The 14698-nt window shown below is 60.2% G+C and carries 7 protein-coding genes; 4 read left to right on the forward strand and 3 right to left on the reverse strand.

The features are described from left to right. The first annotated feature begins 315 nt into the window (after positions 1-315). Positions 316-7398 carry a TcdA/TcdB catalytic glycosyltransferase domain-containing protein gene (locus ASC85_RS03690; protein ID WP_057448322.1) on the forward strand — a complete coding sequence of 2361 codons (7083 nt, stop codon included), beginning with the start codon at positions 316-318 and terminating at the stop codon, positions 7396-7398. Here the strand turns inward: ASC85_RS03690 and ASC85_RS03695 are convergent. Then, a complete protein-coding gene (locus tag ASC85_RS03695) occupies positions 7383-7979 on the reverse strand; it encodes a MarC family protein (protein WP_057448323.1) in 597 nt (198 codons plus the stop codon). The genes ASC85_RS03690 and ASC85_RS03695 overlap by 16 nt on opposite strands. Before the next feature lie 246 nt (positions 7980-8225). On the opposite strand from ASC85_RS03695, the gene ASC85_RS03700 reads away from it, so the two are divergent. The 3 genes from ASC85_RS03700 to ASC85_RS03710 all read left to right on the forward strand — a co-directional run bounded on the left by ASC85_RS03700 (position 8226) and on the right by ASC85_RS03710 (position 10417). Then, positions 8226-9002: a hypothetical protein gene (locus ASC85_RS03700; protein WP_057448324.1), complete on the forward strand. Its 777-nt coding sequence runs from the start codon at positions 8226-8228 to the stop codon at positions 9000-9002. 57 nt (positions 9003-9059) lie between these two features. Further along, the gene (locus ASC85_RS03705; protein ID WP_057448325.1) at positions 9060-9785 is read left to right on the forward strand and encodes a hypothetical protein; all 726 of its coding nucleotides are present in this window, start codon (positions 9060-9062) and stop codon (positions 9783-9785) included. A 98-nt stretch (positions 9786-9883) separates the two neighbouring features. Continuing rightward, positions 9884-10417 (forward strand): hypothetical protein, encoded by a 534-nt coding sequence (locus tag ASC85_RS03710; protein WP_082534310.1) that lies wholly within the window; start codon positions 9884-9886, stop codon positions 10415-10417. Between the two features lie 29 nt (positions 10418-10446). On the opposite strand, the gene ASC85_RS03715 is transcribed toward ASC85_RS03710, so the two are convergent. Both ASC85_RS03715 and purD read right to left on the reverse strand, forming a co-directional pair. Beyond that, entirely contained in the window at positions 10447-13221 is a 2775-nt protein-coding gene (locus ASC85_RS03715; protein WP_057448327.1) for a hybrid sensor histidine kinase/response regulator, read from the reverse strand. A gap of 99 nt (positions 13222-13320) precedes the next feature. Beyond that, positions 13321-14616: a phosphoribosylamine--glycine ligase gene (gene purD, locus ASC85_RS03720; protein WP_057448328.1), complete on the reverse strand. Its 1296-nt coding sequence runs from the start codon at positions 14614-14616 to the stop codon at positions 13321-13323. Between the last annotated feature and the right edge of the window lie 82 nt (positions 14617-14698).

Consider the following 14698-nt stretch of genomic DNA (forward strand, 5'->3'; position numbering starts at 1 on the left):
TCCGGCGAGAGCAATCTCTGGCCCGTTTTCGTTTCTTTTGCCTTATTTGTCGCCAGTTAGATGAAAGAGCAAGTTGTTGTCTTGAGCCTTCTTTGAAATGCATTGAAAGCCTTCCCGTTTGAACTGTCTGGTGTTAAGCGTTAGTTTGCGTGCCTGATAAGTTTCCGGTGTGCGCTTGTCAGTATTTGGCATAGGTTTTAGTTGTCGCCAAGTTGAAAAATATCAATGGAATGAACGTTCGCCAGAGGACCTTCTGGCGACAATGCTTTTATATGCCTGTTTTTTTCTAGCGGACAGGCCAGGAGTGTCTTTTTTATGCAGGAAGCAAACATCCAGACGCGTGACGGTGCGCTCGGTTTCATCAGCCTTTTCAAACTGGCCGACCTCGAAAGGGCACTGCTGCCCTTCAAGAACACTGAACAATATGACGCGGTCATCCGTTATTACTTTGCCTGTATCGGTATGCCGGATTCCCACAGGCTGCTCGAGCCGCTGGGGCTCTTGAAACAGACGCTCGCCAAGGTCCTGGGTAGCCGCAGGGTGAAGCGCAGCCTGGAAGGGGGGACGTCCGGCCCCGGCGAGACAGCGATGGATTTGCCGCGAATCTATGACAAAGTCGAACGTCATGAAGCACGCCTTCGGTTCAGCACCGAACAGATGAAGCGAGTGCCAACGGAGGTGCCCAAGACGTTGCACTTTGTCTGGCTCGGCGGCGGACTTGGCAACATTCAGCGTGACTATCTAAATGTGTGGAAAGAAGTGTTGGCCAGGCAGGGTTATAGCCTGAATCTCTGGTATGACAGCGATGCACTACTGGCCTGGCAAACCAACAGGTTGATTGTCGAAGCCGCCAAGGCCGATGTTTTTCTACAAGGGGTCGATGAGCGTATCTCCGAAGTTGAATTGGGCGGTTTATACAACGAGCGGACCATTGCTCTGAAACAACAGATGCATGCACATATCAGTGCGGCAGTGGCGGGCGGAGGGTCAGCCGACGAGGCCCGAATGGATTTATTGTCCCGTGCCTACGGCCAGGATGTGCAAGTACTGCGCAAACAGTTGGAAGACAATCGTCGCAGTGTCTTGGATATGGACGGTTTCAAGTTGCGTGACATCGCGGCAGGGGACGTTTCGTTGCAGTTGCAGGATGTCTATGAGCGGGAGATGTGTTTGCGCGGCAATATGGCGGCGGCCTCTGACGTTGTGCGCGCCGAGGTCCTGTATGCCGAAGGCGGTAGCTATACCGATGTCGACCACCTTCCGCCGTTGTCGCAAACCCTCGGCGCTGTCGATATCAGCGGTTTTGACCGTAATGCCCGCCTTGGAGCCCTGCAACTGCTGCTGAACAACAACCCCGAATGGATGCCGGGTCGCCAGGCCTCTTCCAGCCATTACACGCACATTGGCGCCGAGCATTTTCCAGCGCTGCAAGCCTTCGCGCAAAGCCGGCCAAGCCTGAGCGAGGTCTTCGCGCAACCGGCGGATCGGCTTGCGCGTCCCTTCGCGCTGCGGGCCTTGGCCATGCAGCAATCGTTATCCAATGCGTTTCTGATGGCCCATCCGGGCTGTGCGGTCCTCAACAGTGTGATCGAGCGTTTGCGCGCCAACTACGCGTTGATCGATGCTTCGACCCGATTGGCCGCTCAGCGCGATATTGCGTTGAGTGATGTTGCTGGCATGTTGAGGCTGGTGGAGGAGGTGTTCGAAAAAACCAATGGGCCGCTGACTGGACTGTCGATGGAAGACGTGCCGAGAGCGATAGCGCTGATTGCGGCCATCGCGACCCACTTTGGCGATGGTGTTCGGTTCGAAAGCGAGGGCACCATCTACCTGACGGGGCCCGGCGCCATGCGCGATGGCATGGTCGACTATGCGAAAGCGCACTTGAGCGCCGCCATTGCCGAGAGCCTGAGCAAAGAGGCGGCCATTGCGCCCGATGGGACGGTGAACGGTGCCACCGAAGAGGAGCAGGATCACTCCTGGAAAGAAAATGAAACCGACCACGAGAAATGGGTCAGCAACGAGCAGACGAGTTGGCGTGAGGGGCAGTACCCCACGCGCTACAGCGGTGATATGGCGCAGTTGCTCAAGCACTCGACCATCGAGTTCCAACAGGGCTGGCCGCTGATCGAAGGGCGAGCGGTGCTACTGACCGATGTGCTGGAGCAGTTGGTCGAGGGGCTCGGCGAGCCGTTCATCGAGGCGATGAGCCAGGGGCATGACGGTGAAATCCGCTTCGAGAAACCACTGCCGCTGAGTTTCGATGATCGTCAGCGTATCCGGCATCAGGCTGCCGATGCGCTGGTTCCGGTGTTCCTGAGCGATGCAAAGATGCAAAGCCTGGGGATCGATGAAGTGCTGAGCGATATCGCCAGTGGCGCCCGCCGTCTCATCGAAGCCAGCCCTTTGCAAAGGGTGTCGCTGGGCCTGTTGCTAGGCTTGGATGCGCTGGATAACCAGCGTTTCAACGCGGCCACCAGTGAGCTGGAGAACCTGGCCAACAGCGTTGCCGAGCAGGGCGTGTCCGGCCGTTATGCAGTCATCGAGCGGCAATTGTTCAAGCGCAAGGCGGCCGGATTCATGAACGGTTTGTTGAGCGATCCGGCGTATGCGCCGATGCCGTCCGACAGCACGCTGGACCTGAAGAAAGCAGCCTTGAAAGAGGCGCGGACGCTGTTCCAGTGGGGCCGTCATGTGGCACGGATCCAGAAAGCGGCGACCCTTGAACATCGTGTCCAGATCGTTGAACGCTCCGCGCAGGTGCTGGACGGCTTCGGTCACAACGGCGTCCAGATGGTCCCCCAGGATTTGCTGCTCAGCAGCGATGGCGAGACGATTGGTGGGCGTTGCTATCCCTTGGCGTTGGCGATGAGCGCGGCGCTGGCCCAGGGCGATGTAGCCTCCGGGCAGTTGCGCGAGCGTTTCTTCCTGACGGTGCTCGAACCCGGGCAAGCCGACTCCCAGGCCTTTCTGCAAACCCTGGAAGCCCTGCGGGACGTGTCGCTGGGTGACGTTGGCACGCGGCTTGGCCAGGCCGACCTGGATCAGGTCACGGCCGCACTCGAAAGACACGCCGCCCCCCGTACGCTGATGCTCAACTCGGACAACCATTCGATGCTGGTGGCCAAGACCGTCAGCGGGGAGCGCGCCACCTATCATTTTTTCGACCCGAACTTTGGCCTGTGCAGATTCGACCATTCGAACGGGCTGCAAGGTGCGCTGGAGCACTTTTTCCAGAGCGAGGGCATGGCCCGCTATTACGCAGCCTACGGTTCTGAAGCGCGACCGCAATTCGACCTGATTGACCTGCACAGCGCCAAGATCTCGGCCTTGGCGCTTTCTGACGGATTCACGGTGGGGCACCTGCTCAAGCCCGATCCTTTGCCAGGAAAACCGGCGCTTGCGATTCGCCAGCGCCTGAACCGTGCCTACGGAAGATCCCTGGTCGACAATTCGCACCTGGGCAGTAGCTTGCTGGCATTGGACAGCCATTGGTGGGGACAGCAGATCGCCCAGGCAACGGTCGACTTGCAGGCGCTGCATGACTCGCCGACGCCGCTGGTGCCCTTGTTCGATACGTTGGAGATCACGCCCGAAGGCCAATACCGAGTGAGCCTGATCGATCCCGCGCAACCGCAACAGCAGGTCCGCGTGCTCAGTGACGATCATCGCCTGTTACGGATCAAGAACTGGCTGTCGGAACAGTTTTCGACCCTGGCGCGCCAACCTGTGCAGAGCGGTGGTGTCGTGGATCCGACCGAGGCCGGCAGTGTCCATACCCTCAACGCTGGCTTCACCATCCAGGCCTTGATGAACGCCTTGCGCGGGCGCGAAGGGGATGACCGAACGTTGACCACCGCCGTGCGCCTGCATGCCTACGTCAACTATGCGCAGTTGGTGCACGGCAATGTCATGGACGTGACGGGGCTGGTGCAGTTGGCCCGTACCGCCCTGGCGGAAGAACGGCTCATTGCCCGCACGTGTGCACCGGTCGTTGGCCAGGCGCTGGGGCATGCGGCCAACGAGGGTGTCGGTGCGGTGTTGGGGCTGGCCAATGTCGGCTTTGATATCTATCAGTTGAAGACCGCGCAAACCGGCATCGAGAAAGCGCAATTCGGTACCCAGCTGACATTCGACTCTGCCAGCCTGGCCTTGACGGCGGGCGGCGTTGGCGCGGGGTTGGCCGGGGCGTCGACTGCCGCGGCGGTGCTCGGCGGTGCGGGGGTGATTCTTGGTGGGGTGGCGGTCGGGGTGGCGGCCCTGGCCCAGGGGTTCGCCAGCATCGCGCAGCAGGCGCGGGACGTCGGTCAGTTTTTCGATGAGCTGGAGCAGGCCTATCGTGGTGACGGCTACCACTACGATCACACGCTGGCCGCATGGGTGGCACGGCCGTCACTGATCGTCAGAAGCATTGACCTGGAGGAGGGGACGTTGCAGCTCGACAGTCCAAAGCTGTATCCCCTGCATGATCATTTCGGTGTGCCGGGCTTCGATCCCGATGAGGCGCGGGCGATCGACATCCGTCGAGAGCTGGGGCTGCCCGGACGGATCGGATTTGTCCCGCCGGCCGGACAACCCATCGTGCTGCCCTGCACGCCGCAAACCACTTACGGCTATGAATACAAGGCGCTGCCCTTCGCCCGCTGGCGCCATGATCCTGGCTTCGACACGGCTCGGCGGCTGGAGAAAAGGCAAGCGGACGGGACCTGGCTGTTTTTGTTCTCGTTCTATTCGTTTCCGTCCGACTACATTCTCAATCGCCTGAGTCCGGTGTACGGCGAAACGGTCATCCGGGTGTACCTGGATGCGGTGGAGCGGACACTGGTGGTTCCCGTGATGCCGGAAGCCTGGCAAGGCAAGTTGTCCTATTGGCTCCGAGGGGCCGACTCGCGTTGCACCGTGACGCTCAATCCCGGGGTCGATATCAGCCTTGTTTCACCGAACCTCATGTATTGCCGCTGGGTGTTGCAGGCCACCTGGGCCAATGACCAGGATATCCGGATCGAGCCTTCCGGCGAGCTGTACATCGGCACCGTTCATGTGAGCCGTGTCGGCCAGCAGGAGGTGCTGATTCGCACGGCCGACCAGTTGTTCAGAGTCCCCCAGGGTAAACGCCAGCTGGACATCCTCGAACAGACGGCGCCGGAAGGGCTCGATGAACAGGCGCTGCTTGATCACCACAAGAGCCTGGCGCGCGAGCATCGATTGGCGCTGCCGTATACGCCGGTCCATCACTATCTGATCCCGTTCGAGGATCCCCGGCAACCGCGTTACACCACGGCCTGGTATGACGCGGGCGAAGACCGCTTCCTCTACATTCGTGACGACCTGGCCGTGCTCGGTGAGCCGCAGTTGTCGCTCGTCCTGGGGGCGTCCGCCTATTTCTACGATCCCGACGGGTTCCAGATCTGGCAGACGGATTGCGCCACGGGTTTGCTCAAGTGTCGCTACCTGTTACTGCTTCAAGAGGGGCAAAGCACGATTCGCAGCCTGGAAGCGGATGCGCAAGGGGTGATTCATGTCGTGCAGGAATACGTCCTCGACAACCAAGCCGTCCGGCAATACCGCTATCTGATTCATGACGGGCGATTGCTGTTGAGTTCCGTCACCTACGACACGGCGCCGCAACTGCAGGCGCTGCTGTTGACCAGCGATACCCTGGCCGGGTGGTCGTCCGTACTGGGCGACTTTCTGCGGCTGCCCCTCGGGCCTTCGCATAACGGGGCGACGACCGTCGATTGGCAGCCGGCTTCGTACGTTTCGATCTGCTGGACGATCGCTCCCGACTCCCGAGACCTGGCATGGGTACGCCGCAGCGATCGACGTCTGATCCTGGCGCCACCCGCCAGGCATCATTTCCGTGGCTGGGATGACTCGATCAAGAACCTGGACGGGCTGATGCTATTGCCCATGGTCGACGACAGCGAGGTGTTCTTCGTTTACCAGCGAGTCACCGCCAACCAGACGCTCTGCCGACTGCAACGCAGCGTGAACGACGGCAAGGCGCAATGGACCCGGCGATGGGTGCAGCCGGAGGGGCTCAAGCAGATCCTGGCCGTCGACGGGGGTTATGTGGCGCTCGATGAAAACGGGCTGTTTTTCAACCTGGGCGCGCAAGAAACATTGCAGTTTGCTGGCGTGAGCGAACAGTGGCTCAAGGGGCGTGGTCGGTGGTGGCAGGCGCTTGAGCCGTTGGCCAAGCGCTACCCGGGCAAGGATTTTGCCATTGCCGGTCTGCGCAATGTCGCCGGTGACGGCAACCTGAGTGCCTGGTACGTGAATAACCGCTTGCTGTTGTGCGATCCGGGATTCGACAAGGAAGTCCGCTTGCTCGGCGTGACGCCCGATAATCAGTCGGTCTGGCTGTTTGATCGGTCGAGCGGTGAAGTATTGAGCCAGGCATTCTTCGACCCGCAGCGGCTTGACCAGGCCTTCGGCGCCGGCTCGCAATTGCTGGCGGGCGACAGCCTGCCGGCGTATCAGCGGGAGTGGGCGAGCTGGCGCTTTGCCGATGTCACGCTCGAAGGCAGCGGCTTGCGCGGGATAAGCGTGGACGGTCTGTCGCTGGCGCTGCGTCATCAGGAAGCAGGGACCATCACCGGGGTCAATCACGACTGGGTGAGCGCCCAGGGCGAACATCTGATCGAAGCCCTCCAGCGGTTGCTGGAGCAAGCGCAGCATGCCGAGTTCGTGTCGGTGGAATCCGAGCCTGGGAGCCTGCAATGGTATGACGTGCAAAGTGCCCGGCTGCTGCGGGTGACCGGCAAGAACCTGCCCAGGAACTTTACCCTGCTCGGCACTCAGGCTCAGGTCAACGTGCTGCTGCACAAGCATCAGGATGGGCGGGTGCTCATCTATCCCGACAAGCGCAGCATCGGGCCGTTCGATTATGTCCAGCGCAACGCCCAGGTGCTGGTCGTCGAAGGAGCGAAGGTCGGCCGAGATCTCCTGCCGCTGATTCCCGATGAGGTCAATACGTTGATTCTGCGCTTGGGCCAGGGCGCGGTGACGTGTCATTTGACGAAGAAGGAGTGGCTGAAACTGGACTCGGTCATTGTCGACTGTCGACATGCCCTGGATGAACCACCCGCCATGGCAAGCACATTGATCTGGGCATTCGATGAGCCTGGAAAACTCGTGTTCGAGATCGTCCAGGCGCATCTGGTCATTGTCGATCCGGACAGTGAACACTGCCTGATCCTGCGTGATGTGTGTTCCGCCGACCCGGTCTTGCGCGGCGAAATATGCCTGGGCTTCAACGCTGCGCAAGCCCGCCCGGTGTCGACGTTCGTGGCACGGTTACGGGACCTGGGTGGGGTCGGCAGTGCAACCCTGAAAGAGCTGCTGGCGCCGGCGCCGGTCGAAGGCCAGGTGGTCCCCCTTCAGGGCACCAGGTAGCCCTTCACCCCGGTAAAAATGATCTGCGCCGCCAAGGCGCAGACAAACAGCCCCATCAGGCGGCTGACGATCTGCAAGCCTTGGTCGCCCAGGATCCGTTCGATACGGCTGGACAGGTAGAGCACGACGCCGACGGTGAAGCTCGCCAGGGCGATGCTGATGATGGCCATGAGTTTGTCGTCCCAGTGCGGCTGGCTCACGCCCATCACCAGCAGGGCACCGATGGTGCCGGGGCCGACGGTCAATGGAATGGTCAGCGGGACGATGGTCACGTCCTGCTGCACGTTGTCGGTCTGTACGGCCGACTTGCCCTGGGCCATGCCCAGTGCCGAAATGAACAGCACACTGCCGGCGCCGATACGGAAGGCGTCCACGGTGATGCCGAACACGCTGAAAATCACTCGCCCGAACAAATACAGCAACACGCTGGAGACCAGCGTCGCGATCGCGACCTTCCAGGCCAGGCGGCGTTGTTCCTTGCGCGAATAGCCGCGAGTCAGCCCGATAAAGCACGACAGCACGAAGAAGGGGCTATAGAGCACCAGCATCTTGAGGTACACGCTGAATAGCACGTGGAGCATGGTTCAGACTCATTGCGAAAGACATCGCCGGAGTCTATCAGCCTCTGAATCGACTGTCGGCATTTGATTGGTTGAAGTGGCGAAAGGGTGGTGTTTTATTCGAATGTTCTTAACTTTATTTGCTGGCTGTTAAATGGGCGGTTTTATTTTGAAGTTACAAGTCAATAGTTGTTGAGTCTGGTTCGGTTGATTAATGTGGGGTTGCAAGTCATGGAGTGGTTTGCTTAATAATTTAAGGAGTAAGTGATGAGTTTTGAAATGTGTGATAGCACTGTAGCCGCCTGTGTGGCGCGCCTGGAAAGTTATGATATTTACCCTGATGTCAGTCCTCGTTCGTTGTATGTGGGCGATGTTGAGCCACCGGCGAAGGGATCGGTTGTCGGTGAAGGCATCCTGGCGTTCGCCGGTGGTCTTTCTCCCCAGCATCAAGAGGATGCGCAGCATGCTTTTCTCTTTGCTTCCCTGGTCGCCAACAGGCAATACCCTCTCGAATCCCAAGGACGAGAGTGGTACTACAAGTTTGTTGAAGTCATGACGAACGCCGGTTGGGTCGCTACGCAGCGCTTCTATGATGACCTTAGCGTCGGCGGTAACACCGTGCGGATGGATAAACTGGTGTTGGACATCCTCGCTTCCGTAGTGTCGGGTATTGCCCTCGGAAGCGCGACTTCGGCGTTGCTGTTGAGGGTCGTCGACAGTGCAATCACTGCCTTGCAGAAGAAGGAAGAGACCCTGACCCTTTTTGAGCGAAACCTGCTGGAACATGGGGTGGGCGGAATGGCCGCCGGCACCTGTGTCGAAATTGATGGTGAAGTCAGCATGATGCTTGGCACCGTGCGCTTTATCCGGCGCAACAGCGCGACCCAGGTCTTGTTTGCGGATTGGAATAGCCGCGAAGTGAAGTTGTATAAAGGCGAGTCGGTTTTTCGAAAAGTTCCAAGTATTGTCGAACGAACCCGAGGCGTCATTATTGAGCGGCTGGGTAATCATGCCGTAAGCAAGATCGAAGAGTACGAAATCTAAGTTCTGTTTCAATGAGGCAATCGACTATCGGTTGCCTTTTTTTAAAGGGAATCAGGTATGGATAAGGAATATTCGGTTTTTGTTAACGCTGCGGCGATCGTTTTAGCGCCCTGCGCACTACGGCGCACGGAAGTTGACGATCTGATGAATTCGGTCTTGCTCGCACAACTGGTTGCTAACAAGAGTCTGCAGCGTGCACCTGCGGCTGATTGGCACGCCACTTATTTGGAGGTCTTGAGTGTCGCCTGGATATCGGCTGCAAAAAGGCGAAAGGATCTGCAGCCGCAAAGAGAAAATACCCACTCGCCATTGGAGTGGGTGGCGGCCATCCCCTTGGATGATCAGGTGGATCAGCAACAGCGGATCATGGCGGTGATGGAGCGTATCGCAGCGTTACCCGGTTCGCTGTCTGCGATGGGGATTGTGCGCAAGCATGTGCAAAAACAATACGAGCTTGACGCGGTGCAGAGCCCGTCATCCAGCCCCGTGCGCTTGCTGGTGATCGTGGCTCAAAGCCCTGTTTCGATGGCAGGTGTCTATGTGCAATTCAACACAGCGAAAGTGATCGAGGCCAATCCTTGGGGGCAGTGCTTTGATGGCAAAGACATCGACGGTTGTGTGACAGCACGTTATTTCCGCACGCAACTGAGCGAAACATTGTTCGCGCCTGCCCGTGAGGTTATCGCCCGTAAGGTCGCGTCTGCCGTGGGTGACAACATTGTCGATATCACCAAGGCTATCGATGATTCGGTGGTTCTTCCTGCCGAAGAGGTCTGCAGATGAGGGGGCCGATTCCATCTGCCGCAGTCGTTGGCGGCAGTGTCGTTTCATTCGCTGCCGGTCTACCTGCGTCCCATCGGGAAGATGTGTACTTGAGCACGATGTATGCGCAACGGGCCACCTGGTCGGCCTATCGCGACGGGTTGTCAGGTCACTGGTTCGACTATTACTGCAGCCAACTCAGGTTCCTGGGCTGGGACGTACCGCACCCACAGACGCTGCCGGCCATTGAAAGTCCGATGGGGATGGGCGCGACACAACATATCGAGGCTCGTCTTGGCGAAGCTTTTCACGCCCCGGCCAGTGGTGCGTTGGTGGCATTGGAGAGCAATCCCAAAGCGCTAGAGCTGTTCGAATCAACCAGCCTGTCGCGCGACACAGGCATTTTCCAGATGATGCCCTGTGTGCCAAGCGGCACCCATCGAATTGAAATGGGCGTTTATCACTGCCAGTTCCAGTTGCGTCGACAGGCGTCTCGATTCTTGTTCATCGAGCGAGGCGACTGGGTGCGCAACAGCGTCGAGCAAATGACCGTCATCAACTTCAATACGCTGTACTACGCCACCTTCAGGGAAAAGGTAAAACGTTCAGTGCTGTCCCAAGCATCCACCTACCTCAGCGCCCTGGAACTCTGAAGCGTGTTCGCTCGCAGGCTTGGACCGGTTCAATAAGTCGATGCAGTCGGTTTCTGCTGATCGCGCTGGGCCACCCAGTGTTCGATCAGCTCACGCAGCTGCGACAGCTCCACCGGCTTGGCCATGTGACCGTCCATCCCGGCCTGGCGGGCGCGTTCCTTGTGCTCGGCCAGGATGTGCGCGGTGAGCGCCACCACGGGGGTGCGGGTGCGCTGGTTACCCATTTCCCAGGCACGCAATTGCTGGGTGGCGGAAAACCCGTCGAGGATCGGCATTTCGCAGTCCATCAGGACCAGGTCGTAACGCTGCTCCTTCATGGCCTTGAGGGCTTCTTCGCCGTTGCTGGCGGTGTCGGGTTGCAGGTTGAGCTTGCCGAGCATGCCGCGGATGACCTTGGTAGAGATGCTGTTGTCCTCGGCCACCAGGATGCGAAAATCGCTCGGCACCTTCACCGGGATGGGAGGACCGGCGTTCACCTGCACATTTGTTGCCTGGCCCCGGTTGCGCTGGTTCAGCTCGTCCGCCAGGGTGGTCTTGAGGGTATAGCCGGCCACCGGTTTGGCGAGGATGCGCTTGACGCCGCTGTTGCGCGCCACGATTTTGCTCGGCGCGTTGCTGATACCGGTGAGCATGATCAACAGGATGTCGTGGTTCAGGCTCGGGTCTTCCTTGATCTTGGCCGCCAGTTGCATGCCGGTCATGCCCGGCATGTTCTGGTCCAACAGCACCACGTCGAAATAATCGCGCAGGTGCGCCTTGGTGCGCAGCAGCGCAAGGGCTTCCTTGCCCGATGGCACCGCACTGACGTTCAGGCCCCAGGCGCTGCACTGTTGCACCAGTACTTTGCGGCAGGTGTCGTTGTCGTCGACGATCAATACCCGCGCCCCTTGCAGCGGGCCATCGAGGTCGGAAGTCGGATGTTCGAGGCGATCCGGGTCCAGCGGCAAGGTCAGCCACAAGGTACTGCCCTGGTTGCTGCCGCTTTTGATACCGAATTCTCCGTGCATCAGGATGATCAACTGACGGGCGATGACCAGGCCCAGGTTGCCCCCCAGGCGGGTGGCCGACAGGAAATTCTTGCTGTGCAGTTCGGCGTGCATCAGCGTGTCGCGCTCTTCGGCGTCCATTGGCGTCCCGCTGTCCTGCACGGCGATGCGCAGGCGCGGCTGATTGCTACGCTCATCGAGGGCGACGACGATCAGCACTTCGCCCTCGTCGGTTTTCTTCAGGGCGTTTTCCAGCAGGCTCAGCAGCGCTTGGCGCAGCCGCGTCGGGTCACCGCTGATCACGCGCGGCACCTGGGGCTGGATGAAGCTGATCAGCTCGACATTCTGCTGTTCGGCCTTGGCACGGAAGATACTCAGGCAATCCTCGATCAGGGCATTGAGGTCGAACTGCACGTCGTCCAGTTCGATCTGCCCGGATTCGAGCCGGGAGATGTCGAGGATCTCGTTGATCAGGGTCAGCAGCTCATTGCCGGCGCTGTGGATCGTCTGCACGTAGTCGCGTTGCTTGACCGACAACGGCGTACCCAGCAGCAGCTCGGTCATGCCCAGCACGCCATTCATCGGGGTGCGGATCTCGTGGCTGATCTTGGCCAGGAACTCGGCCTTGGCATTGATCTCGGCATTGCTCGCCGCCAGGTCGCGGCTGATGCTGAACCGGCTTTCGTTGATCGAGCGCTGGCGCTCGCCCAGGGCGACACTCATCAACAGGCCGCTGATGCAGATGAAGATCAGCAGGGTGATGATCAAACCCTGAGGAGGCACCTCCGTGAGCCCTTGCAGTGCCGGGAGGATGATCAACGTGCCCAGGTTGAAGACCACCATGGCCGCGACGAACAGCCGGGCCGGGCGGTAGCCCTTTTGCCAGTGCCAGGCGCTGACGAGCAGCATGCTCAGGCCGGCCAGGGCCACGAGGGCGTAGGTCATGATATTGAGCGGCAGCGTGTTGACGAACAACAGCAACAGGCTGCACAGCGTGACGAGCACGATGTCCCCCAGCAGCAGCCGATTCAACGGGTGCGGCCCCAGGGGCGCGAAGAAACGGTAGGCGAACATCAGGCCGCAGGGCGCCGTCAGCAGCAAGGCCAGGTAGGCCCCGGGCGTCTGGACGGCGGGCCAGTCGGGCAGCCAGGGCCCCGCCAGGTTCAGCAACAGTGCGAGGCTGAGCATCAGCAGCCCTTCACAGGCTGCCAGCCACAGGCAACTGCGTGAGCGGGTGTAGGCATAGCGGGTGAGGTTGTGCAGGATCAGCATGGCGATGCAGCCGAACAGCAGCCCATAGATCAGCGTCTGGTTCTGATCGGCCGCGGCCACGACGGCCGATTGCAAGGTGACGTAGGGGCGCAGTTCATGGCGCGAGGCCAGTCGCAGGTAGACGTCCAGCGATTTGTCGCTGCGTGGCAGGGGCAGCATGAAATCGCTGCTCGGTACCACAGGTTCGGTGTGCGGCGTGGCATTGCCGCTGACTTGCTGGTCAACCAGCGCATCGCCGTCCAGCACGTAGAGGTTCAGGCGTGACAGGTCGGGCGCGAAGATGCGCAGGATCTGTTCATGCCGGTCGGGGGCCAGGCGGAAACGCAACCACAATGCCCCGCCGGGCTCGGCGGCCTTGAGGCGGTCCAGGTCGATGGGGCTGAATTGATTGGTGTAGCGGGCAGAACGGATGTCACTCAGCGTCAGGTCGCCCTGTTCGTCGAGCAATACCGCCCAGCCACTGCCTGGCGCGGCCTGGGCCGGGAGCATGCAGAGCAGCGTCAGCAGGGTGACGGTAAGGCCTATGGCAATCCTGAGCCAGCGCACGGCGAAATCCCTTCGTAGGTTGATGCCAGATTATAACTATGCGCGGCGCCGGAACAGTCAGGCAAGGGCCGTAGACCCTTGCCTGGCTGAATGGCTGGGTTATTCCAGATTTTCGCCACGCTCGCGGGCAATGGCGCGATAGCCAATGTCCTTGCGGTAGAAGCAACCTTCCCAGTCGATCTCGGCGGCAAGCTTGTAGGCCTGCTGCTGAGCTTCGTCGACACTGGCGCCCATGGCGGTGGCGCAAAGCACACGACCGCCGGCGGTGACCACTTGCCCATCCTTCAACGCCGTGCCTGCATGGAATACCTTGCCTTCCAGGCGGGCCGCAGCGTCCAGGCCCTGGATCGCGCTACCCTTGGCGTAGTCGCCAGGGTAACCGCCAGCCGCCAATACGACACCGACGCTTGGGCGCGGATCCCATTGGGCTTCGACCTTGTCCAGTGCCTGGGCCAGTGCAGCCTCGACCAGCAAGACCAGGCTCGATTGCAGGCGCAGCATTACCGGCTGGGTCTCAGGATCGCCGAAACGGCAGTTGAATTCGATGACTTTTGGGTTACCAGCCTTGTCGATCATCAGGCCGGCATAGAGGAAACCGGTGTAGACATTGCCTTCTTCGGCCATGCCGCGCACGGTCGGCCAGATCACCTGGTCCATGACGCGCTGGTGCACCTGGGCGGTCACCACCGGGGCCGGGGAGTAGGCACCCATGCCGCCGGTGTTCGGGCCGCTGTCGCCATCGCCGACACGCTTGTGGTCCTGGCTGGTGGCCATTGGCAGGACGTTCTTGCCATCGACCATGACGATGAAGCTGGCTTCCTCGCCGTCGAGGAACTCTTCGATCACCACGCGGGAACCGGCATCACCGAAGGCATTGCCGGCGAGCATGTCGCGCACGGCGTCTTCGGCTTCGGCCAGGGTCATGGCAACGATCACGCCTTTACCGGCCGCGAGGCCGTCGGCCTTGATCACGATCGGTGCGCCTTTCTCGCGCAGGTATGCCAGGGCCGGTTCGATTTCGGTGAAGTTCTGGTAGTCGGCGGTCGGGATCTTGTGACGCGCCAGGAAATCCTTGGTGAACGCTTTCGAGCCTTCCAACTGCGCGGCTCCGGCGGTCGGGCCGAAGCAGTCCAGGCCACGGGAGCGGAACAGATCGACCACACCGGCGACCAGCGGCACTTCCGGGCCGACGATGGTCAGCGAGACGTTCTTCTCGGCGAAGTCGGCCAGTTGCTCCAGGGCCAGCACGTCGATGGCGACGTTTTTGCATTTGGCTTCGATGGCGGTGCCGGCATTGCCCGGTGCCACGAAAACCTTCTGCACACGGGGATCCTGAGCCACTTTCCAGGCCAGGGCGTGTTCGCGGCCACCGCTGCCAATGATCAAAATGTTCAAAGAAAGACTCCTTCGGAGAAGCTGCAAGCTACAAGCTGCAAGTAAAAGCGAGTATATGCGGCTCTTATTTGCAGCTTATGGC

The organism is Pseudomonas sp. Root401 (assembly GCF_001425105.1).
In the GTDB taxonomy this organism is placed as follows: Bacteria; Pseudomonadota; Gammaproteobacteria; order Pseudomonadales; family Pseudomonadaceae; genus Aquipseudomonas; species Aquipseudomonas brassicacearum.

Excerpts from the sequence above, each read along its gene's own strand:
- ASC85_RS03700 (WP_057448324.1), top strand. The coding sequence starts at position 8,226 with ATGAGTTTTGAAATGTGTGATAGCACTGTAGCCGCCTGTGTGGCGCGC.
- ASC85_RS03690 (WP_057448322.1), top strand. The coding sequence starts at position 316 with ATGCAGGAAGCAAACATCCAGACGCGTGACGGTGCGCTCGGTTTCATC.
- ASC85_RS03695 (WP_057448323.1), bottom strand. The coding sequence starts at position 7,979 with ATGCTCCACGTGCTATTCAGCGTGTACCTCAAGATGCTGGTGCTCTAT.
- ASC85_RS03705 (WP_057448325.1), top strand. The coding sequence starts at position 9,060 with ATGGATAAGGAATATTCGGTTTTTGTTAACGCTGCGGCGATCGTTTTA.
- ASC85_RS03710 (WP_082534310.1), top strand. The coding sequence starts at position 9,884 with ATGTATGCGCAACGGGCCACCTGGTCGGCCTATCGCGACGGGTTGTCA.